Source organism: Shewanella colwelliana ATCC 39565, assembly GCF_000518705.1.
GTDB lineage: Bacteria > Pseudomonadota > Gammaproteobacteria > Enterobacterales > Shewanellaceae > Shewanella > Shewanella colwelliana.
This window is the reverse complement of record NZ_JAEC01000021.1, coordinates 99,237-123,303: the sequence shown is the minus strand read 5'-3', so window position 1 is coordinate 123,303 and position 24,067 is coordinate 99,237. Positions and strand designations below refer to the sequence as shown.

Sequence of the window (24,067 nt, the reverse complement as noted above, 5' to 3'; positions counted from 1 at the left end):
AATCAATTAGTAGACACGCATGGTGCTGTTTGATCTAATCAATTTCGCCAAAAACAAACTAGAACAACACCATGCGCGACATTACAATACTACATGACTCTCTTAGCAATCAATGCTCTTCCATCCACAAAAAACGTCTTAATTCTCTTATGGTTGCTAATAAATCATTACTAGATGGTGATCAACTCTCTTTGACCCAGCTAGGCCGTAACATCTCTGGTAATGTGGCGCCTAAGCACTGTATCAAACGCATTGACCGCTTACTCGGTAATCACCACCTCAATAATGACCGAATGGCGGTATATCGCTGGCATGCAATGCATCTCTGTGGTGCACGATTTTTAAACTAGGAATTATGCCTATCGCGCTTGTCAATTGGGTTGATGTGAGAGAACAACTTTGTTTGATGGCGTTAAGGGCACCGGCCTGTGCTGTCGATTGTCAGATTGGGGAAAGAAGTTCGGCGAAGGAAAAACTATCGAATAACAGCGCAGCATTTACGCTGGGCAATGCATGAATACATCAAGTTGGTTCACACTGCTGGGAGACCTGAATTATGAGGGGATCCCCCAGCGCCCTGTTAAGGGGCAAATTGTAGTTGGCTAAAATGTGAAGCGAAGCGGAACCAGCCAACTGTTATTTGTCCCGCTTGAACAGCTTGTTATATGCAAACTGCTCCTTAACTAATTGAAAAATGGTGTGAACAATGATGACACATAGAAAATTAAAACAAAACTATAAGCCAGAACAAAGCCTTTAAAACACTCTTTTAAATCTGCTATTTCATGGCCATGTTTTGCTTTTTTAAAGCCTAAGTAACTTGGAGCTGGATATGTAAGCAAAACTAAAACAATAATCCAGTTTGCAAAAACTTTATCTGAATCAGGCGCATCAAAAATGAACACCGACATGAATAATGCAGCAGGCCATGCGATTATCGCAATGGCTGGTAGAAATGCTAAAGCCAATAAAGGAATTGATAATGGATGACTATGAGTTGGTTGCATGATTCCCTTTGCATATAACATTTTATTAGTGAGCATGCGCGTTTACCTCGTTGGAGTAGTGAAAACGCGCACAGTTAACTATCTGTATAAAATGAACTTATCAGCATTTTGCTAAATATACCATCTGGAAAACGCGCACAACTGCAGGATAAAAATCCTACAACCCCTTATGATTTGAATATGACTGTATAGTTATCCAGTTTTTTAATGGGAGTAGTGAATTACATCTCGCTGGTGTCGCGATGAAAATGTCTAGGCCAGAAAGCCCGTTAGGTACTGATCCACCGACAACGTGTTAACTCATTTTGGGGCAAAAGCACGTTAGCTTTTAATGCGTTATTAGTCCCAAATGAAGTTAAATCGAAGAGAGTCAATAACCCAGTGTAGATGCAGCTGCGGACGTTGATGGCATGGCCGCTCTTTGACATCCATGTCATCGCGGCATTTGTGAATCCATTCACTTCAGATACCACCGTGGAGCGTATAGGGACATATTCACAACAATATCCCTATCTAAAAGCCAGTTCGGCTTCCCTGCCTCTCGTTCGTTAGCATGAAGCCATGCTTCACTCACCGTGCTAAAAGAGTGCTTGCACACAAGCTCACCGCAGGTGATTGATTGCTATGACGGTACGACCTTCAAGCGCTCTTTTCCAAACAGGACACCACCAAACACAACCTCAGCAAAAGGTAAAAAAAAAGCCACAGTATAATACTGTGGCTTTTTAGCGGCGGCTTCCTAGCCACCTTTTGGGTGTTGATAAACTATGTTAGTAACCTATGAGTTAGGTTGATAAGAAGATTAGTTCTTCTTAGAGTATTTCGCGGCTTCTTCACCCGCTAGACGACCAAAGGTAATGATGTCAGAGATAGCGTTACCACCTAAGCGGTTTGCACCATGGACACCGCCAGTCACTTCACCAGCGCCATATAAGCCAGGAATAACTTCTTTCTTGGCATTCATGACTTCAGCTTTGGTATCAATCATTACGCCGCCCATAGTGTGGTGAACACCAGGAGTGACTTCAATCGCGTAGTAGTTACCTTCATTCAGTGCACGAGGTAGGTTAGGACGCTCGAAATCAGCATCTTTACCACTCGTCACAAAGCTGTTGTAACGTGCAACGGTTTCCGTCAAGGCTTTACCGTCAATACCTACGCCTTTCATGTCGCCAAGTTTAACTAAGCTGTCAGACGTTGGTGCTACACCCAAGCCAATGTACTTATCAATTTTCTTCAGTGACTTACGTACAGAATCATCAAAAATAAGGAAGGCTGACTTACCTGTTTGCTTCAAGATAGCGGCAGAAGCTTTGTCACGTGTAGTGATTTCGTTAACGAAACGCTTACCTTCACGGTTAACTAAAATCGCACCGTTACCACGTACCGCTTCGGTAACCATAACGCCACCTTTAACAGATAACGTTGGGTGCGCTTGAATGTACTCAACATCTTTCGTTGCTGCACCAGCGTTTTCTGCCACGTCGATACCATCACCGACTGCACCTGGTTGGTTAGTAGAGATAAAGCCTTTTAGCTTAGGATCTAACTTAGCAACGCGATCGTTATTCTTAGCAAAACCACCTGTTGCAAGAATTACTGCATCGGCTTTAACCCAGTAGTAACCCTTATACATACCCTTAACTAGGATACCTTTTACCTTGCCACTATCATCTTTAAGAATTTCGATACCGCGTGTGTTCATGCGTAAATCGATATTACGTTTAAGTGCATTATCGTAAAGCACTTGAACAACGTGAGCACCCACACCAGCACCACCAGTTGGACGGTGTGAACGGTTAACCGATGCGCCACCCATACGGCCCACATCGTTTAGATCGGCGCCCATAGCGGTCATCCAATCTACAGAACCTTTAGAGTGAGAGCTTAAAATCTCAACTAGAGCTGGATCGTTAATGTTACGGCCACCTTTCATGGTGTCTTTATACATCAACTCAGGGCTATCGGTAATGTCCTTCGCTTTTTGCTGGTCAGTCCAAGCTGCATTCATACCACCAGCGGCTAACTTGGCGTTACCACCAATCACAGGCTCTTTTTCAATAAGAATGACTTTGGCGCCATTATCATGTGCAGACACTGCAGCAGAGAAACCTGCGCCACCTGAACCCACAACGACAACGTCAACGGTATCGTGCGGTGCGCTAGCAAGAGCAGCTTGACGTTCTGACTTATCTTTGGCCAATTCTGCAATAGTAGGCTCGTTACGCTCCCACTTTTTAGCGTATGGCATGTTGAAATCAAAGCTATGGCAAGAGTCACAGTAAACCATAGATTTTTCGTGAGCACTGTGACATGAGGTACATGCGACATCGCCAGGGAAATGAGAATCATGAGCGTTATAGTGCTCATGTTTAGTGGTTTCAGCCACCTCAGCGAGCGTGCCGTGACACGACACACATTGTTCATTTTCATAAGTTAAGCTGTCGTTAGATAGCTCACCATCTGGTGTATGACAGCTGTCACACTCTTGGTTTTGAGCATGGAACTCAGCCAAGTTATCTGCGGCTAAAGTACTGCTCATAAAGCCTGTACTACCAATTAATGTGGCAATACATGCTGCAAGTTTGATCATTTTCATCTTTGCTCCCCCTTCTACCCGTTATGACCTAAGCCTTATCAGTATAGAAGCACTTTCATTTCATTTAATTGAAGTGATGTCACTTCGTTTATGTTAAATACCGTCAAAATTTTTAGCGTTTTACGCGGCATTTAATATCGCTCAATTAAATCTTTACCTAAGGCTGCAAAGCCAGCAACAAGATAGAGAGGTTAGTGCTGAAAAATGACACCTCAATCACACGCCATTTATTGGCCTATGCAAACATGCATAGCCCATTGGAGGTGTATGCAAAATTGCATAGTGCTACGTGCGACGGGTCACATCGCACCATCAACATGCATAAACATGCATAAACATGACTTAACATATGATGGATTCGCGTAATACAGCACAGTTTCATTAGTGATCATTATGTAAAATCTCCCCATGAGATCTTTACTGCTTTGCCTTACCCTACTCGTCATGCCTGCGCTCGCCCAAGAGAGCATTGTCTTTGGTGTACACTCAAAAACCGCCCCGTTAGAATGGCGCAACAATGGTGTCGACCAAGGCTTTAACATCGAGTTAATCGACCGTATTGGTCAACTCATGGACAAACGGATTTTAGTGCGCCGTAAAAGCTTTCAACAACTAGTGAAAGATGTTCACAACCCTGACAGCGATATCGATGTCATTGCCGTGGTTAGCCCGGTTAATTTAGACAGAAAGCTCAGTCAATCCGACCCTATTTATGCCACCCATGCCAAAGCCTATACCTTGCAAGGCAAAGCATTAATCAATAGCTGGGCAGACTTAATCGGCAAACGTGTTGCGATTAAAAAAGGCGCCTTTGTTGACGTTTACCTCTCTGGTTATCCACAACAATTTGAACGGATTGATGTAGACCTTTATGAGACAGGCTTTCAACGGCTGATTAATAATGAAGTGGATGTGGTCATTGCTGAAAGCTTTGTTGCTCGTCGACTATTACCCCTTTATCCGTCGGTTCGCAGCTCCAGTGATGCCCTGATTTACGGCGCATTTAACTTTGTCTGCAATGGCAAAAAGTCTGCTTTAATGGACCAGATAAACGATGCACTGCGTCAGTTAAAACTCTCTGGGGAGTATGACAAGCTGGTGAATAAGTGGTTTGGTACTGGACGAGAAAAGGTCGATTTGACCTCAACCCAACAACGGATGTTTTGGCTGGCTATCTTAATTTCTATTATCTCCGCAATGGGGATGATCTATACCGGTTTTATTAGTGTGAGTCTCCATAAACGTAAAAAGGCGCTCGATGCAGAGTTGATGCAACGTCGACGGGTTGAAGCTGAGATCTCAGCACTTTCTAAACAGTTTCAGTCGGTATTAGACGGTATGCCTCATGGCGTCACCATCGTAAACCAAGCAATGCAGCGCTTATGGAGTAACGACAACAATATTCACCTTTTGGTAAGCCCTGAATTTCGCTATATCGACAACCACCCCTTTCAGCTAAAGTCAGCGGTGCTAGCCACCTTGTCTGACCAACACTCGCTCACTGCCGACATGGTGTATCAACAGCAGTATTGGCAGCTGCAAATTCACCCTATTGCTCATGATCAGGTAGTGGTCTTACTCGAAGAGTCTACCGAGCAACATAGATTGCGCCATGCTAACGAAGAGGCGAGCCGCTTAGCCTCCCTTGGAGAGCTTAGTGCCGGTATCGCCCATGAGATCAACAACCCAACAGGACTTATCGTCCATGCTATTGCACTCTTTTCCGCCGCGATGAAAGATTTAACCCCAGCAGCGCAGCATTACATTAAAGTTAACCCATTTTGGCAAATTGCTGGACTTGAACCGGTCAAAGCTATGGATGAGTTAGCCCAAAGTTGCGACACCATCAACGAAGGAGCGCAGCGCATCAGTCGTATTGTTAACGATCTTAAGCGCTACGCCTTGCCGCACCTTGCCAGTGAAAAAACTGCCGTTAGCCTTAACGAAGTGGTGCAGGTCGCATTAAGGTTAACGGCAAATCAAACCAAAACCCATGAGGTGATTATCGAACTTAATTCCCCGTCACCTCTGGTGATGGGCGATGCACAACAGTTACATCAAGTTTTGATTAACCTCATTCAAAATGCGTGTCATGCCTGCCCCTCTCATACAGGGCGCATCTATATACAGACTCATTTAACAGCGCAGCATGCCAAAATATCCATATCAGACAATGGCTGTGGCATGGACAGTGCCACACTTAAACGTATTACGGAGCCATTTTTTACCACCCGCAGAACAGAGGGTGGCACGGGCTTAGGCTTATCGGTATGCAGCCGTATCATTAAAGCCCACAATGCTGAAATGCAGATCCATTCTAGCCAAGGAAAAGGCACCCAAATTAACCTAATTTTTCCACTGTTCCAGTGAAATTAACGGCAGGAACTTAAGATGAAACTGGCAAGAAATATTCTCTTAGTCGATGATGAGGCCTCATGGTTACGCAGTCTTGCCGTGACGCTCAACCGGCTGGTCCCCGAAGCTGAGATAGACACCTGTGTCGATAGTCGCCAAGTGATGAATCGCCTTCAGGTAGGTGATTACGCATTAGTTTTGCTCGACTTGACCATGCCTTTCCATTCAGGAGAGGAGCTGCTTGCCATGATCCGCAGTGATTTTCCTAATACCCGGGTTATCATCGTCACAGGGGTCAATGAGGTCGATACCGCCGTGCGCTGCATTAAAAATGGTGCCTACGATTACTTTATTAAAACTGATAATGTCGATGATCTGTCTCATACGGTCAGACGGGCTTTAGAAGTTGTAGGGCTTGAGCGGAACTACCTACATATTAAGGAGCGATTTTTAAGCCGCACCTTAGATCATCCCGAAGCCTTTAATAACATCCTCACCTGTGAACCTCAGTTATTGGATCAGTTTCGCTATTTAGAAGCCGTCGCCTTTAGCCCTGAGCCATTGCTGATTTATGGTCAAAGTGGGACAGGTAAAAGTGAATTTGCTAAATCTTGTCATCAACTTTATAGCCCAGATGCCCCCTTTATCAGCCTCAATTTGGCGGGCATCACCTGTGAGACCTTTGCTATCAAACTGTTTGGTCAGCTTCACCACAGAGCCAATGGCGAAATCGATGCGGTAGCCGGCTACCTGCACCAAGTGGGTAGCGGTGTGCTTTACCTCAATGAGATAGGCTCATTACCTCAGCAAGCGCAAATACAGTTACTGGAACTGCTTGAAAGTAAAAAATATAGCCCTATTGGCAGTGAACAAGCCTACCCGGTTAAGTGTAAATTCGTGGTATCCACTCAAGATGATCTTCTACAACTTAATCAGCAAGGAACATTTCGAAGCGACTTACTCTACCGCTTACGCTCTCACAAAATAAAGCTGCCTCCATTGGCAAATCGGCCACTGGATATCGCCATGCTGATTAATCACTTCATCGCCCTCGCCGCGCAAGAGATGTCATTGAGAGCTCCTCAGCAACCGCGCGCTCTCGCGCCTAAACTGGCAGGGTATCAGTTCCCAGGTAACCTTCACGAACTCAAAGGGATGGTTTTTGATGCCGTCAGCCGCAGTGATGGCGTAGCCTTAAATATCTCTCCTTTTATGGAGGCGATTAACGAACATAAATCTCTGTGTTCGCCACAACAAGATTGCATGGTATTCCCCAAACAATTACCCACACTCGCTGAAATCAATCAAGCCTTAATCGATGAAGCGATGAGCCGTACCGCCAACAATCAAACCGCCGCGGCTCAACTTCTGGGCATAAGCCAAAGCGCACTGAGCCGTCGCCTCAAGGGGTAATACGACAAAAAACGGCTTTTCTCAAAGTCAGAAAAGCCGTTTTTAAACCTTTACAACTTTAACGTAATTCGACAGTTTTACTCGCTAAAAGCCTATTATTCAGATCGCTAATTTCTAACGTTAACGTTCCCTCAAACAGCTCATCTTCATCAAAGGTATATCGAATATCCCAACTCTTTGCGTCAGCATCACCATAGACAAATGAACTATCGAACACTTGTTGCTTCCCACTCGCACCTTGCTTAATCCATTTACCTATCAGTGCCACGTTTTCGCCTTCATGCTCAAACTCTACATTGAACACAGCGCCTAAACTCAATTTGTCTCTACCCACGAAGGACTTAGCATCATCAGTGACTTGATAACGGTTACGGTAATTGTTGTAAGTCACTTCACCAAATTCGACATCATCCAAATCAACCTTAACGTCTGAAGCTTGATACTCTTGCTGCACAACATTTTTCAATAATGTCCGTTCATCTAGGTTGTAGTCCCCTTTGGCAAAGATATCGCCAAGTACCCAACGCAAAGTCTTGTAAGACTTGGAGGTCACAGCGTTTCTCTGTTCATCCGTTGGCAATTTTTCCAGATCTGATAGCGAAAGCAGTTCGCTACAGCGTTGGACATCTCGAATTGGCGCAGGCGCAAGGCAATAGGCTTTTGCCATTCTCAAGCGCGCTCTCGCGTCATATTCCAACTCCGCTGCCGCGGTAAAATACTTCAAAGATCGCCCCCAATCTTGCTCAACTAACTCACCTAATTCATAAACAATACCAAGCCAATAACCAGCCCCTGCATAACCAAACTCAACAGCCTTGTCGCCCCACTCAACCCCCTCTTTAATTAGTGCATGGGCATTTGCTTTATCGTCCACACCTGCACCTATGGTGATGTTATCTTTGAGTTCAAGTCCCTGCTCAACAAGCAAATTACCAAGATTGTAAGCCGCTCGCCCCTCACCCATATTGGCAGATTCACGATAATACTTAAGCGCTAAGGACTGATCATTTTTAACTCGATTATCAAAATGAAATCCGTCGGCAATCAGCACCGTATCACCACCAAGCTGTTTAACCAGCTCATCATTAACGCCCTGCATTTGATGGTACTCGCCAAGCACTAAAGTACGCTTAAGATAGTCCGCGACATAGGCAGACTCATGCCGCTGCCAATACCATGAACTTTGACCATGCCCAGTTTGTTCGTAATAGAGAGTCTCAACCTCTTTGCCCAATTTGTTGAGTACGTATTCCATTCGCATCGAATGCTCAAAATCAGCAATACGATCCATCTTACCCGCAACCAACAGTACAGGGCTTTTGATCGCCTCAGCCAAATAAACTGGAGAGTACTTAATCAACTCATCACTCAATTCACCCACAACTTTGGATACACTCTCACGATACTCTTCCAGTACTTTGAAGTTGTTTGCGTTAAACAGTAACGGTAGATCGTAAATGCCGTATCCACCCACCGCACACTGATAGTCATCAGGATGCTTAATTGCCAGCATCAGCGAAGAGTAACCACCGTAGCTGGCACCAATGGCACACATCTGATTAAACTTATGTTGCTTTCTGACTTGAGTAACCGCTGCGGTAATATCCTCTTCAATCGCCTTTCCAAACTCGCCTTTACCGCTATCTAAAAACTGCTTACCGTAACCTTCAGAGCCGCGAAAGTTAACTCTCAGTATCGCAAAGCCACGGCTGACAAAATACTGAACTTCACTATTGAAATAGTTAAAGTCACGTACACCAATCGGCCCACCATGAGGCATAACCAAAAGCACGCCGTTGCCACTCTGCTTATCTGGCAAAGTTAAATAGGCTTCAACCTCTACGCCAGCGGTATTTGTGACAGAAAACACTTCTGTCGGCTGAAGTTGATGTTGAATTAAGTCTGGATATAACTCAGTAAGCAAATCAGCTTTTTTACTCTGCACATCAAATAAGTAATAGCTACCTGGGTCATCAGAGGCATAGGAGAATAGCAACATCTGCTTCGCGTCATTTGAGTGCGCACTAATAACGGTTTCCTTGCCCTGAAATGCGCTACTAAACAGCGATTTAATTTGGTTAATATCATTGTCAAAGAAATGGCTAACATGATGACCGTTTTCCACGTACCGAACAGACTTAACAGCCTTGCCAGACTCATCCAGTTCAGCGCCAACGAGGTCGTATTTTGGGTGTTCATATAACACGCTGCCTAACGTCTGGCTTGGAATGTCAAACTCATATAAAGCAACTTTATCAGTATTTTTATTGCTCAATACGGCCAAGGTATTGTCACGAATAAACCCGATCGGACTAAAACTGACCTCGGAGTCATCAATTTCAAACAGTAGCTTCCAGCGGCTTTCGTTTAGTGACCGATAAAGGACTTCGCCACGCATATTTTCAATATCTGCCGTGACCGCAAACAACTCCTCACGAATACTGTCAAAGGCAAATACCGCGACATCCTTTAGCTTTTTTTCTTCAAATTTAGCGGAATTAAACTTTTTATTGATCAACTCATCTAAGGTCAACTTATAAAGGCGATTACTGGGACGATTACCATAGCGGTTCTTAGCATATAAAACATGCGTTGGGTCAGCAATAAGCGGGTCAACCAGATATCCGTCACTTGGAAGCGACACCATTTTGGCATCGATTTTCCCAGCTTTTTCTGACAACAATGCCAACACTTGGCGAGCTTGGCCACGGTGACTATAGCTAATGTATAGGGTGTTATTATCAATCCAAACATATTCATTGAGCTGCTCATCGGCGTCAAAGGCCCCTACATGCTGATATATTTTATCTTCAACACCTATCAGCGACAGATAGCTCTTCCCCTCATCCACAATTAGCGCCGAGATATAACGATTATCAGGGGAAAAGCCCACCTGCGACATAGCTGGTGAGCGAAACAGCTCTTTTGCAGGTATCGGTGTCGCTTGAGCATAAAACGCCAAGCAATATAAACACAGCGCAATCAGTGCTCTCATAGTGCCACCTCCTTACCTGCAAGCAGCCTTTCGGCATACTCTAAAAACTTATCCTCGCCAGGTCCCGAATAACGAACTTGACGAGACTTTAAGATATTAGGGAATTTCTCTTCTAAAAATAGTTGTGCAGAGGTTGAGCGGTTTTCAAGTAGAATTTCAGCAGAAGATACCATCCAAAACCCAACAGTCTTCACGTATAGGTCGCCAACATAACTGACTTGATTGGGCTTCACCTCAAAATTCCAATATCCCTGCTCAAGCTCCATATAGACATAGCGACCAAACTTAATATCTTCTATTTGGTATTGGCCCGCTGGCACATCGACTAATATATAGTTGGTCCCAGACTGGAGATCTTTGTCGGTCAACATTAATGATTTGGTACCACCAATAATGATGCTGTGTAACCCTCGGTTAGTATCAATACCTATTAACAGGTATCCGCTATTTTCAGCAAGCTGCTTATCGACATCTTTAGAGATGCCCTCAATTTTCTGTGCACAGCCCAGAAGCGTGCTAATGGCAAGCATTAACACCAAACTTAATCGTGGCTTCATTAAAATCCCTTTCATCAATTTCATAGTGATACTGCTTGATTATGACGCTGTTATTGATTGTCGTTGTGCTGGTCGCACCAGAAGCAAAGATATCAGCAATACACATAAAATCAACATATTTTACATACACTTAAAACGTAGATCTCTAATATTACGTACAAAAAAGCTCGCCATCTAGGCGAGCTTTTTTACTATCAATCGATTCAGTGTTTCACAAAAACTAGGCCAATCAGAATTAAGCCGACTTAAGCTCTGATGCTTCTGCCACCTCAGCCTCATGCTCTTTCTCTGTGGCATCGACAATGGTCAATACCGCGGCATCGCCCACCACATTACAAGAGGTTAATACCATATCGATAAGGCGGTCGAGCGCGGCAACAATAACAAATGCTTCAATTGGCAGACCCATTTGGTGAATAAGCACACCAATCATCACCATACCACCACCTGGTACACCACCTGCACCGACTGACAATAGGAAAATGCTAAACAAGAGTGCAGGTAACTGCTCCATCGCAATCGGTGCACCGAACGAGTTGGCCACAAAGAAGATAGCGATAGTGATGTAAATCGATACGCCGCCCATGTTCATGGTTGCCCCCAGTGGCACACCAAAACCCGCCACGGCACGCTTAACACCTAACTTTTCGGTCAAGGTACGCATGGTCACTGGAATAGTGGCATTTGAACTGGCCGTAGACAGTGAAAACAGGATCTGTTCTTGTGTTTTAGCCCTGAACTCTTTTGCTGATACCGGTGTAAATAGGCTTACCGCTAGCGGATAAACCACAAATATCCACAGTAGCAGTAGACTCAATATCACCACTAAGTATTCAAGTACACTGAAGAATAAACTCGCCTCTAAGGTCGCCCCTAGCTTTAACATCAAGGCGAACACGCCAAACGGTGCCAGTTGCATCACCACGCTGATAAGCTTCATCATCAGCTTGTTGCCCTCTTGGAAACCTTGCACCAACAAAGGCACTGCACTGCCCATCGACTTGACGACACCACCAATCAATAGCGCCATAAAGATAACCTGTAGCATGTTGCCAGAGGTAAACGCGGCAACAGGGTTACTCGGCACAATATTGACGATAAGTTGCATCAAATTCGGCAGTTCAGTGGCGGTGATCTCAGCACCACTGCCACCGGACATATCTACACCTTGGCCAGGTTTGAGTAAAAGTGCGACAGCTAATGCCGCAAAGATAGCCACTAAAGTATTAATAATATAGAAGCCGAAGGTCTTTCCCCCTAGGCGACCAAAGCTTTTTAGGTCTTTCAGCTCTAATACACCACAGACAATACTGACGAATACCAGTGGCACCACCAGCATCATGATCATATTGACGAACATGGTGCCCGCACCTGAAGCGACATCCACCAAAGCGCCAGAGAACAGGCTAACGTCAGCGAGGAAATATTGAATGATTGACCCAAATATCAATCCAGAGAATAGACCAATAAAGATCCGAGTAGAAAGTGATTTTGTCATATGCTTGCCTATTTTATTAGCCCGTCTATTGCGCGCTTTTATCTGTTCATCTCTGCGGATGATATCTAGATATGAAACGACTACATGTCGTAATGAGCGTTTGATAGTGAATCATGCTGACAATAATTTCAATATCAATCACAATTAACGGCAGGCGAAACAAATCAATAACACCCAAACACTCAAAGCTAGCTCGCTGATTTACAACCAAATATCTTATAAAACAAAGGTTAATCCGTACAAAACTTTTACAACGACAACATGAAGGCAATGAACTAGCACAACAAACCACCACAACCAGCAGTGACTATACCCAACAAAACCAAAAAACTTAGCACAATCCACCAAAAAAAGGTACAAGTGAAAACTCAAATCACTAGCAAAACTTGCATCGCCCTTATATTCCCTAGCTAAAAAACAGACAAAATCCGATTTCCCTAACATGGCTTCAACAAGCGAAACTAATAAAAAAAACCATTAATACAATGTATTAATGGTTTTTTTTATTGGATAGTGGCGTAAAAAGTTAGGCCAGCCACAGCTCCACATCACGTATGATGAAGTTGCCCGTATAAACAGGATCTGGTTCACCGATAGGCTCTAGCTCAAAGTAACGTCTATGCTCCTCGGGGAGTCCTTCATAGCCGCAGATCACTTGATAGAGCCAACTTTCTTCATCCCAATTAAGCTGCTTATCTTGATGGTACTCGAGGGCCGATTGTCGTAAGCCTGAATCAATAACCGCGCAGAAATACTCCTCTACGGCTAACTTGAGCGGATTATCTGGAATATCAAAATCTTCAGCCTGAACCAAGGAGAACGCCACATCATGCTCACGCACTTCGCTATCTCGTCCAACCCTTGTTATCGCCTTGATCTGCGCCACTAATCCCAATAGCTCAGTTTCATAGCCACTGTTATTCACGTCTACTGCTGCTGGCGCTAATAGCGCATCGGCACGATTAAACAGCCTTGGTAACTGTTTATGACCAACATGGTCGGCCACCCGATAGTCAGGATGCTGATCGGTATAGAGTAACCAGCCTTTTAATAACCGGGTACGCCCCTGAATCTGTCTGAAACGCCCCAATAGCTCCAGTAAACGTCCCTGCACCACACTGAGCTCCTGAGTACAGTCACTCAGCGTTTCTTGTAATGTGGTGACCAGGAGTTTTCTCAGCTCTCTAATATCGCCAGCGATTTCACCTAACTCACTAAACTGGAACATCTCCAGCCCATTGAGCAGCTCGGTAACCTGACTCTGCGCTAGCTCATTTTCACGAATTTTGGCATTGATGGTGCCAACATAACCAAATTCATTGTTAATCCGGCTCCACAGTACACGAATCGAGTAGCGTAACCCCTCGGCAAAACTGTAAACATGCTCACTTAAATCAGAAAGGTAGGCTTCACTCGCACTATAATCAACCGCATGACGCGCCTCTTTATAGTGATCGGCTAGGGTCTTAATGGTCGCCAGTGATGAGCCGACATTGGCATCGATTTGACGATTACGCTCATCGCTTAACGCCTCCTCAAGCAGCGCACGTACCGAACGCTTGAGCCGTAACTCCTGTTCGGGTTCGGGTCGCCACAAGATATCCGCCTTGCGCAACTTTTCAATGGCTGCGGCGTTGTCTCCGCCCTCAGAAACAGAGCCAGACAGGTAAACATCCATCACCAGCTCGGCATGACGGCCTAGCTGCTTAAGTAGTGTTACCCCGGCCTGGTGTAAGTTACTACTCATATTAGATTAAGTCCCTTTGCGTCGCTGTTTCAGCCTGTGCTTCTAAACTTAATCCTTCAGTTTCATCGATAAAGCGGATCACTTCATAGAGATAATCGAGTTTACCGGTGGCAATGTAGATCTGTTTTTCAGCGTTGGGCCGTAGCAGATAACCTAGCTCCACTAAGCGCTTAAACACTAACTTAATCTGCGCATCCACTTGAGTACTGGTTGACCCAAACAGACGATAATGGCTAATTTTTCCCAGTTGTTCCCTAAAGGCTGGCGTGTCTTCAATCCGCATCTGCAGCTCGCTTACACGCACGGCAGCCCCTTCAGACAGTGGCGCATCTTGGCCGCTCGCTTCTTGCACCAGCACCAGCCATTCCACTAAGGGAATGAGTGCATTACAGATATCTTTAAACTGACTGGAAATCACTTTACGCTCATCATCGCCAAGCTGCTGATAACCGCAGAAAAAGACCTCGCCCTCACCCGCTGAGGCGATGGTGCGGTTGATCTGATTTAGGTACTGCTCGACATTGTCACGAGTGACTGGCGACTTCAGAGCACGCCACGCCTCTTCATTACTGGTGCGGCAGATAAACTCGCCGCGCAGTAAGCTTTCAATCAATGCGCCTTGGCCAACTAATACGGTTTGCGTTGTACTACTCATTTACACAGCCTCCTTGGCAAAACGTTGGCTCAACTTATCGGCAATGGGGTTAATTTGCGGCTTCACCACCTGCAGTTTCTTAGTTTGCTTATTAATAATGTAACGGTTAGCAAACAGGTTCAGCACCTCAGACTCAGGATTAGGGAATGCGCCAAGTACCGAGATGTTATTGTTTTCACAGGCATCGAAAATCTTCTTCACGTTACCGTGGTGTAAAGTTCCAAGCTCATCGATAGGCCAATGAATAGTCACATCGGCTCGGCCGCGCAATAGGCGGGTAAAGGCTAAAAGGAATTTACATAAAATCAGATAAGCCATACCGTGGCTCGACGATTCGTTTAACTGGCGGTCAGTACGAATAACCAAGTCACTATTGCCCTCTTTGAGCCTTAACTCAATCTCAAGCAACTTAGCGATACCACCAGTTAATGCGGCGCGGCCGATGATCTCTAACGCGCGGCGCATGCTGCTGGTATAGTGCTCATCGGGCAACTCGGCAAAGCCGTCGGCTTTCCATTGGCGGAAAGCTTTCACAAAGACCTCCAGCTCAGGCCAAAATTCGAGTTCACTGATCCGCGATCGAATACGCACTGCTGACTCGCTGACACCATCGAGGAACAACTCCTCACCCACTTCGCGAGTAATACGTGCACTTTGCGAGGCAATACGGCGATCGATATCGGCCAAGACATCGTAAAATGCAGTTAAGTCGATACCAAAGTTACGTCCCTGTTCACGCAGCCCCATTATCGCCTGTGGCACCATAACATTCAGCAACTGCTCAAGCTGTGGCACTAACTTGCTGTAGTCGAGCAGACGAATGCCTTTATCGTTGATAAAGCTCGACTCTTCGCGAGCACGCTCCCAAGTTTCCGATAGACTCGAACCAGACTTACTGGCGATCACCGAATCGAAATGCTCAATATACTGCTTCACTGCACCAAGTAGCTGGTCGCGACGCAATAACAGTTCTTCGCCTTGACGCAAACGCTCAGTCAAGCCGCCTTGTAACTCATCGTTGTTGGCCGGTAATTTTAGCTCGGCTAATTTGCGCATCACACTGCGTAGCTTAGTTAAGTTCTCCGACGCCTCAACTTGCACCGCATCAGACTGCTTGCGGTCGGTATCTAAGCTTTGTCTTTGCTGCTTCACCTCGTTGGCTTTACGGGTTAATTGCTGTTCTAATTCAGTAACGGCCAGCTTAATGGTGCTTAACTCAGTTTGTAATTTAGGTTTGCGCGCCAGCCACGTATGTTGATACCAATCATCAAATCTGAGTACTTCGCTACGACGCTGCTCCGCCTTACTAATGTTGCTTTCCAGCTCGCGGATCGATTGCTTAAGCTTAACAATCTTGTCTTCGTCGACCCCCCGTGATTTTAACTCGTCCTTATACCACTGCTCACAAGCTTTCTGCTCACTCTTAGCATCTTGGCGACGCTGGGCAATGTTGCTCTTAATCTGCGCTAATTGGCTGTCGAGTACACCAACCACCTCTTGCCAGTAGGCATTCTTTTCCATGCGAGCCTCGAGAGCTTGCTCTTTTTGCTCGTCAATCCAGGCTTGATGTTGCTGTTCAAGTTGTTTGAGTTCGCTGTCGAGACGGCTTAGGCGTTTTTGCGCTTGAGCTTTCCGCTCACCGAGGGCTTTATTGATCTTCTCCTGCTCAACCCGCTTTTCATCAAACAGACGTCGCAGATCATCACGACTGTTTTTATACGCGGTCTTAGCAAAGGTCAGCTCACGATTGAGTTTATCAAGCTCACCATTGATGGCGACTAAACTATTTTCCGCCTCTGCTTGCAATGCTTTGGCTTTGGCCAATGCGTCTTCAGCCTCGCCATAACGACCACGTAGCTCTTGCTCTGAGGCTGCATATTCAGGGATCTCAATCGCTTTGAGATCTAAGCCGACACCGCAGAATAGATCGTCACTGTTTTCACCCATGACAGGGTGCAGATCACTGCGATGTAACAGTTCTGGATTAATCAGTTTACCTATGTTCTGTTCCCAACCATCAACCTCTTTACGCAGGTACTCAAGCAAGGTGTGCGATTGAGGGAGGAGGATATGGTGTAACTCATCTAAGGCACCTTGGCGCTCAATCACCCGAATACCAGCTTGACGCAGGCTTTCATTGGCTTGATCACGTTTAGCTCGATATTTGCGCTCCTCGCTACTGAGCCGTTCTGCCTTGGCATTACAGGCTTCTTGCTCTTCATCAGCACGCGAGATACGTTCATCAAAAACCGCTAACGCCAGTTTTTCTTCTTCACTATAGGTCACGTTATTGACCTGCATCGTTAGCTCAGCAGCGGTCAATTTGAGCTGATATTCTTGCTCTCTGTGCTTTGCCTGGCCAGCATCCATCTGCTCACGCCACTGCTCGTCAAGCGCTGTTAACTCTTTGCGGCCTTGCTCTTTCTGTTTATCGCGGGCTTCGCGGTGTTTATCTTGCTCTTTATCGAGTAGCTCTAGTTCACGGTTAAGGTTTTCACCAATTTTGCTACGACGGGCATTATAAGCCGCCTCAACATCTTGATGTTTCTCGGTTTGCAGCTTATGACGCTCAGTTAAGTTATCTAAGCTGCCTCGCCAACTAGGCAGTTGATCTAAATCCAGCTTGGCTTGCTCTATATCGGCGTCGAGAAACGAAGCGTGTTGATCTTCGATCACATCAAGATCGTGTTCGATCTTAGCAACATCCCCTTTAGCGGCCGACAGATCTTGATTTAACTCATCGCGCACTTCTTTCCATTCGTCATCGAGCTGACGTAGTTTTAAACCTAACTCTTTTGAGCGTTGTTGGTTTAACTCCTGACGTTCGACTTCAGTGGCTTCATCTCTGCCATAACCACGCTTTAGACCAGCGAGCCTTTGTTCGGCGCTAAGCAGTTGATTAAACTCTTGTTCAAGCTTATCGAATTCGGGACGGATCTGCTCAAAACCTTGAATAAGCTGACTTTCTCTTATCCATGCTTCGACTCGCTGAGGGTTGATACGCGAGCTCGGAGGGTTCACACCATCCTCTTCCAAAATGGCGGCAATCATCGACTTGATGGTTTCCATCTTGCCCTCTTTGGAGTGCACCGCTTTAGCAAGCTTTTCAATATGACGTAGCGAATGCTCGCTCTGACACAAAGAGAATTGACGCGCATAGGCGCGCAATTCACTGCGGTTACTTCCCGTGCTCAGCAAGGTGCGGTCATTTTGGATAATGGCACGATACTCTCGGGTATTGAGGAGATTGGTGACAGCCACGCCTGCACGCTTCATCTCACGGCCTAATTCAGCCATGTTGTGACACAGAATCGACTCTCCCTGCTGCGACTTAACGTAATCTTCTAACTCAAACCCTTTCGCAATAAAGCGGTAATTCACCCCTTTACCATCACCCGCCGAAGCCAATACAGCCTGGTTAAGCAGGCCATCATCACGACGATATTCGTAGATGATGTAACTCGAATCGTGCGGCAGATACCAACGCTCAAAGCTGTCGCGAGTCGAGGGGACGACGCGACTTGGATATTCACCATAAAACACCGGCACCAAACGCTGCAATGTTGTCTTACCCGAAGCGTTGGTTCCACAGATATTGGTATGTCCATCGAGGGCGAGTTCTACAACGCCAGGGAGGTGCGTATTGATGAGCACAATTCGATTCAAGCTTGGCATCTTAATCCTTATCCAAACAGCGCCAAATATTGGCAATAGCGCATAAACAATCGCGGCAGCCGAGCAGCATTAACGATCTATTTTTAAAATAATCCCACTAAAGTAAAACAAAGCCGCAGCCTTGGCAATCGAGGCGATGCCTCAAACACATTGGGAGTGAAAAAAGCGCGATCATAGCTCACTTTGGCGCGTAATGAAGCTTAAGGAAACAGCAGTTGAATTCTGATCTAGCGAAAACAAAAAAGCCATCGCTGCAGTAGCGATGGCTTTAGTCACCTTATTGGGGGGCAGCCCTTAGTGAGTGATGTCGTTTAGTGATTATCCCAACGACTATGCACCTTGGTAATCTATACGGCGAGACTCATAACGCTCAACCATCTCATCCATACTTTGCACGTCGATAGCTCGCAGGCCACTCAGTACTAAGGTCTTAATGCCTGTGCCGACTAATTTGTCACCGCAATGCAGCTCGAAACCTAAGGTCACATCGCCGCGCTTGCCATCAACCACTAACTTTTGCTCCACGAGGCTTAGCTCAACCTTATTGAAGTCGAGCGTGGTTAAATCAAATGACATGCTTTCATAAATTACCAGTGGTCTCGCTGGGTTAATCATCACCCCATGGGCCTTCATCATCGGCACCAATACATGGGTAAAGTTAAGCCCAGAAAAAGCCACGTAACTTCTTATAAAAGACTCAGTTTGCACGTCACACAGCGTCGAGGCACCGCTTCGGGTAACACTAAGATATTGCTTGCCTTTATCATCGACAACGGCAAAGGCTCCACCAACCTGCTCAGGAAACAGCAAGGGGACGCCATCACCAACCATTCCCTCGAAACGAAAGCCCATGGTTTGACTTAAGCCATACTGACCCAGTACCAAGGCAAACAACAGATCACCGGGGACACAAAACTTCTTCGCAGCAACGTCGTGGATGGGATTAAAATCTTGCGCAACGCCTTTGGCAAACTCACTGGCTTGTTCAGCAGTGACAGAAACAAGCTGTTCATCTTTTTTATAATAAGGACTTAGAAACATATCGGCTCGACAATACAGGGGCTAGTTATCATTCAGGGGCCACAGTGTACAGCAAAACACCACAAACACTTCTCCGATGACTTAGGATACAGAATTTAACAAATGTAAATAGCTGCTGCTTTAAGTTAATTTTAAGCACCAACTCCTAACATCTGCCCAACTTAACGAGAATAACTCTCATTTACGTTGGAGATTTTATGTCACGCTCATTTACTGGCTCACTTAGCCTGATCACTGTCGCACTGCTGAGTACCCTCAGCAACCCAAGCCATGCCCTGTCAGCCCCCCTTCAAGTTGCACAACCGTTAGAACAGCTGACCGTATTTGGTAAACGCAACCCTCTCAATACCGCACCAGGCAGCGCCCACCAGCTAACTCAAGCAGATTTAGACACCTTCAAATACAGCGATATACTGCGCACATTAGCCTCTATTCCTGGCGTCTATATTCAAGAGGAAGATGGCTTTGGTCTGCGCCCTAACTTAGGCATGCGCGGCACCGGCCAGAATCGCTCAGAAAAGATAACCATTATGGAGGATGGTGTACTAGCCGCGCCCGCCCCCTATGCTTCACCTGCCGCCTATTACTTTCCAACCTCAGGCAGAATGCAGTCTATCGAAATCCTTAAAGGCAGCTCGACAGTAAAATATGGCCCACGCACTACTGGCGGTGTAATTAATCTTATCTCGCGGCAGATCCCTGATGCGCCGTTGACTGGGCAAATTGAGGTGGCAGCCGGCCAGCATGGCTACGGCAAACTCCATACCTATGCAGGTGGACAAGGTGAACGAGTGGGTGCGCTGGTGGATCTATATCGCTATCAAGCCGATGGCTTTCGTACCATCAATGGCGTCGGTGGCGATAGCGGCTTTAGTAAAAACGATGCACTCGCCAAACTGAGTATTCGCAGTGATGAAAACAGCCTGCAACCACAAATGCTGGAGATAAAACTGAAATATTCGGACGAATCCTCAAATGAAACCTACCTAGGTTTAACCGACGCAGATTTTGCCGCTAACCCCTACCAGCGCTATTCTGCTTCGCAAAAAGACCTGATGACCACTGAGCACAAACAGCTACAAATTAACCATCTTATCGATCTCAGTCCTAACCTGACCCTCGGCACAACCGCGTACTATAATGCCTTTGCCCGTAACTGGTATAAAACCAGTAAAGTAGGGGGTAAGAGTATTAGTGGCTCTGGTACTCAGTTGGCCGCCGATTTTGATGAAGACCCCCTAGCAGGAGATCTGAGTGTCGATGTGAAAGCCAATAATCGTGAGTATCTCTCCCAAGGGCTTCAAACTGAATTGAACTGGTTGTTAGACAACCATGAACTCGCTTTGGGTGCACGCTATCATGAAGATGAGATGGACAGATTCCAATGGGTAGACAAATACACCTTGCAGGCGGATCAACAGATGCGTCTCGATACGGCTGGCATACCTGGCACCGACTCTAATCGCCTCGACAGTGCTCAAGCCTTGGCACTTTATCTACAAGACAAAATCCAATGGGGTCAATTTAATCTCACTGCGGGTCTGCGCTATGAAACGGTCGAAACCCGTCGACTCGATTGGGGCAAAAGCAATATCGGCCGTGAGGGCGAGCCAAACAAAGATATTCGCAATAGTTTCTCGGCACTGTTGCCATCTTTAGCAGTCACCTATCAATTAGATGAGCACTGGTTGCTCTTGACCGGTGTCCAAAAAGGCTTTTCCCCAGCCGCGCCCGGCAACCGTGATCGTAAAGAGGAGCAGAGCTGGAACTATGAGGCAGGTGCGCGTTTCAATAGTGGTGAATTAAACGCCGAAGCGATTCTGTTCTACAGTGACTACAGCAATATGCACGGCAACTGCACCGCTGCGCAAGGGTGTAATGATGACAATATAGGTAATCAGTATAATGGCGGAGAAGTCGATGTAAACGGCCTCGAATTCAGCCTAGATTACACCATCAACCAAGGGAAATCGTTGAGCTTCCCGCTTAAGTTGGCCTACACCTACACTAACGCAGAGTTCGATAACAGCTTCACCTCAGACTTTGACTCTTGGGGGGATGTCGAGGCTGGCTTTAAACTGCCTTACCTGCCTGAAGATATGCTGTTTGCCTCGGTGGCGATGGAGACTGAGAACTGGCAATTAACGCTGGCAGCACGTTATACCAGTGAAATACGCACTCAAGCTGGTAATGGTCATATCCCGAGCGAGCAACTTATCGAGGCTAAAACCATTGTTGACCTATCTGGGCGTTACCATATAGCGCGTGATCATGAGCTTTATCTGACAGCGGAGAACTTATTCGATACTGACTATGTCACCACTAAGATCCATGGCTCCAACTTTGCTGGTAAACCCCTATCCGTGACCATGGGTTATCGTTACCAATTCTAATTTACTTACCGATTTTTATCTGAGAATTAACGCTGGGCAGCATATCGCTGCCCACTTTTAGTCCGAAAGTTTACGCTACACCATTTAGCCGCCTCTATGCCCTCGCCAAGAAGATAAACCCATACTTTTGTTTTTAAAGTGTTTTATAAAAAATATTTTAGCTTTCACCTACCCCTAAACATTTACAGATCTTTTACATTTGTTGATCTTAATCAATAAACTTAATGATAATGGTTTGCATTACGATACGTAATTGGTAGAATCGCCAGCAATTTAATAACCCCGACATAACAACTGGGAAGAGAATGATGAAGAAAACGCTAATTGCTGCTGCAATTGTCAGCTTATTTGCTAGCCAAGGTGCTGTTGCATCTGAAGAAACTCAAGAACTGCGTAAAGTAATTGAGCAGCAACAAAAAGTCCTGAAAGACCTTGAGAAGCGTCTTGAAGAGACAGAAAAGCGTGTTGAACAAACCGCAGATGTTGTAGAAGAATCAAGCTCAGCGAAGAGCGCGACCACCATCGGTGGTTATGGTGAACTGCATTACAACAATATCACCGATAATAAAAAAGGCACTGACAAGAAAGAGTTCGATTTCCATCGCTTTGTACTTTTCTTCGGCCACGAGTTTACTGAAAACACACGTTTCTTCTCTGAACTAGAAGTTGAGCACTCAATCTCAGGTGACGGCCAAAATGGTGAAGTAGAGCTTGAGCAAGCCTATATCGAACATGACTTTAACCAGATGTTCACGGGTAAAGCGGGTCTATTCCTAATGCCTGTTGGTATCATCAACGAGACTCACGAGCCACCTGCCTTTTACGGTGTTGAGCGTAACCCAGTTGAGAAAAATATCTTACCTGCAACTTGGTGGGAAGCCGGTGCTGCACTGAATGTTAAAGCTGCTCCTGGTCTTGCATTTGACGGTGCCATCACCTCAGGTCTTTATGTCGATGAGTCATACAGCATCCGTGGCGGTCGTCAAAAAGTCTCTAAGGCCAAAGCTGAAGATCTCGCTTATACCGCACGAGTTAAATACACCGCAGTACCAGGCCTTGAGCTTGCGGCAACAGCACAATACCAGTCAGACCTGACCCAAGGTCGCGAAGGTGTTGATACTGCATCTGCGACATTACTGACTGCTCACGCTATCTACACCATCGAAGGTTTTACGGTTAAAGCGCTTTACGCCCAGTGGGACATCGATGGACAAGAAGCCAAAGCACTTGGTCGTGATGAACAAACAGGTTGGTATATCGAACCTTCTTACCGTTTTAATGAGAGCTTTGGTGTGTTTGCTCGCTACAACGAATATGACAACAACGCCGGTAACAACGCAGATACTAACGTAGAGCAAACCAATGTCGGTATTAACTACTGGTTGCACGAAAACGTTGTATTCAAAGCTGACTACGAAAAAGTTGGCGGTGCTAAAGACTCTGATGGTTTCAACTTAGGTGTTGGCTACCAGTTCTAAGCAAGGCTTCATAATGAGTGCGTCTTAGCGGCGCACTCACTATGCCAAAGTAACGGTTATGACATAGCGGTTACTTTGCCATAGTGACCTATTTTTCATCACATCATTGCAGAGCTAAACATGAAATCTATCACCCTTGCTTGCGCCAGCATCCTCTTGTGTTTCAGCTTGCAGTCACAGGCTGACAATACCTATCAAACTACTGAAGATTTTATCGCGAGCGCCTTTAACTCAGTAGCCCCAAAAGCCAACGTGCTATGGCTAGACAGCGAATCAAAAAAAGTCATTGAAGAGATATTGGCCCACAAGTTTAACAAGATGCGAGTTAGATACTGGCAACAACCACAGCAAACGGTATGGATTCTAGAAGAGATAGGCAAAGAATCTCCCATTACCGTGGGTATCCATGTTAAAGACAGCGCCATAGTGCAAACCAAAGTCTTGGTGTATCGGGAAAGCCGCGGCGATGAAGTACGCCATGATTTTTTTACCGACCAATTTAAAGCCGCCACACTCACAGCTAACTATCAGTTAGATAAACATATCGATGGTATTACCGGCGCAACCTTATCCGTCAGAGCACTCACTAAGCTTTCACGTATCGCTCTCTATCTGGATCAACAGATAAATAGTCAATAAGAAAGTAGTGGTTAG

The 24,067-nt window shown here is 45.8% G+C and carries 14 protein-coding genes and 1 pseudogene; 6 read left to right on the top strand and 9 right to left on the bottom strand.

Annotation, left to right across the window (positions count from 1 at the left end; translation table 11 throughout):
- Nucleotides 1-71: 71 nt before the first annotated feature.
- A pseudogene (locus tag L876_RS21550) lies at nucleotides 72-421 on the top strand (IS4 family transposase); the annotation flags it as partial.
- Nucleotides 422-683: 262 nt separating this feature from the next.
- Here the strand turns inward: L876_RS21550 and L876_RS0110575 are convergent.
- On the bottom strand, nucleotides 684-1,043 hold the full coding sequence (locus tag L876_RS0110575) for a hypothetical protein (protein ID WP_248674570.1): 360 nt from the start codon (nucleotides 1,041-1,043) through the stop codon (nucleotides 684-686).
- A gap of 766 nt (nucleotides 1,044-1,809) precedes the next feature.
- On the bottom strand, nucleotides 1,810-3,606 hold the full coding sequence (locus L876_RS0110570) for a flavocytochrome c (RefSeq protein ID WP_028763789.1): 1,797 nt from the start codon (nucleotides 3,604-3,606) through the stop codon (nucleotides 1,810-1,812).
- Between the two features lie 408 nt (nucleotides 3,607-4,014).
- Here L876_RS0110570 and L876_RS0110565 point away from each other — a divergent pair, with 408 nt between their 5' ends.
- Together L876_RS0110565 and L876_RS0110560 are read left to right on the top strand one after the other, a co-directional pair.
- On the top strand, nucleotides 4,015-5,976 hold the full coding sequence (locus L876_RS0110565) for an ATP-binding protein (RefSeq protein WP_028763788.1): 1,962 nt from the start codon (nucleotides 4,015-4,017) through the stop codon (nucleotides 5,974-5,976).
- 21 nt (nucleotides 5,977-5,997) lie between these two features.
- The gene (locus L876_RS0110560) at nucleotides 5,998-7,374 is read left to right on the top strand and encodes a sigma-54-dependent transcriptional regulator (protein WP_028763787.1); all 1,377 of its coding nucleotides are present in this window, start codon (nucleotides 5,998-6,000) and stop codon (nucleotides 7,372-7,374) included.
- Between the two features lie 58 nt (nucleotides 7,375-7,432).
- Here L876_RS0110560 and L876_RS0110555 read toward each other — a convergent pair whose 3' ends face one another.
- The 7 genes from L876_RS0110555 to L876_RS0110525 form a co-directional block, all read right to left on the bottom strand.
- Entirely contained in the window at nucleotides 7,433-10,369 is a 2,937-nt protein-coding gene (locus tag L876_RS0110555) for a prolyl oligopeptidase family serine peptidase (protein WP_028763786.1), read from the bottom strand.
- Nucleotides 10,366-10,950: a hypothetical protein gene (locus tag L876_RS0110550; protein WP_037428411.1), complete on the bottom strand. Its 585-nt coding sequence runs from the start codon at nucleotides 10,948-10,950 to the stop codon at nucleotides 10,366-10,368. The genes L876_RS0110555 and L876_RS0110550 overlap by 4 nt, the downstream gene beginning before the upstream one ends.
- Before the next feature lie 211 nt (nucleotides 10,951-11,161).
- Nucleotides 11,162-12,424 (bottom strand): dicarboxylate/amino acid:cation symporter, encoded by a 1,263-nt coding sequence (locus tag L876_RS0110545; RefSeq protein ID WP_028763784.1) that lies wholly within the window; start codon nucleotides 12,422-12,424, stop codon nucleotides 11,162-11,164.
- 526 nt (nucleotides 12,425-12,950) lie between these two features.
- On the bottom strand, nucleotides 12,951-14,171 hold the full coding sequence (locus tag L876_RS0110540; RefSeq protein ID WP_028763783.1) for a hypothetical protein: 1,221 nt from the start codon (nucleotides 14,169-14,171) through the stop codon (nucleotides 12,951-12,953).
- Nucleotide 14,172: 1 nt separating this feature from the next.
- Entirely contained in the window at nucleotides 14,173-14,826 is a 654-nt protein-coding gene (locus tag L876_RS0110535; RefSeq protein WP_028763782.1) for a hypothetical protein, read from the bottom strand.
- Complete coding sequence (locus L876_RS0110530; RefSeq protein ID WP_028763781.1) at nucleotides 14,827-18,501, bottom strand: ATP-binding protein; 3,675 nt, start codon at nucleotides 18,499-18,501, stop codon at nucleotides 14,827-14,829.
- A gap of 330 nt (nucleotides 18,502-18,831) precedes the next feature.
- Nucleotides 18,832-19,542, bottom strand: coding sequence for a DUF3581 domain-containing protein (locus L876_RS0110525; RefSeq protein ID WP_028763780.1), 711 nt, complete (start codon nucleotides 19,540-19,542; stop codon nucleotides 18,832-18,834).
- A 197-nt stretch (nucleotides 19,543-19,739) separates the two neighbouring features.
- On the opposite strand from L876_RS0110525, the gene L876_RS0110520 reads away from it, so the two are divergent.
- The 3 genes from L876_RS0110520 to L876_RS0110510 all read left to right on the top strand — a co-directional run bounded on the left by L876_RS0110520 (nucleotide 19,740) and on the right by L876_RS0110510 (nucleotide 24,052).
- Nucleotides 19,740-21,935, top strand: coding sequence for a TonB-dependent receptor family protein (locus L876_RS0110520; RefSeq protein ID WP_028763779.1), 2,196 nt, complete (start codon nucleotides 19,740-19,742; stop codon nucleotides 21,933-21,935).
- Nucleotides 21,936-22,243: 308 nt separating this feature from the next.
- Entirely contained in the window at nucleotides 22,244-23,413 is a 1,170-nt protein-coding gene (locus L876_RS0110515) for a porin (RefSeq protein ID WP_028763778.1), read from the top strand.
- A gap of 120 nt (nucleotides 23,414-23,533) precedes the next feature.
- Entirely contained in the window at nucleotides 23,534-24,052 is a 519-nt protein-coding gene (locus L876_RS0110510) for an FMN-binding protein (RefSeq protein WP_028763777.1), read from the top strand.
- Nucleotides 24,053-24,067: the final 15 nt, after the last annotated feature.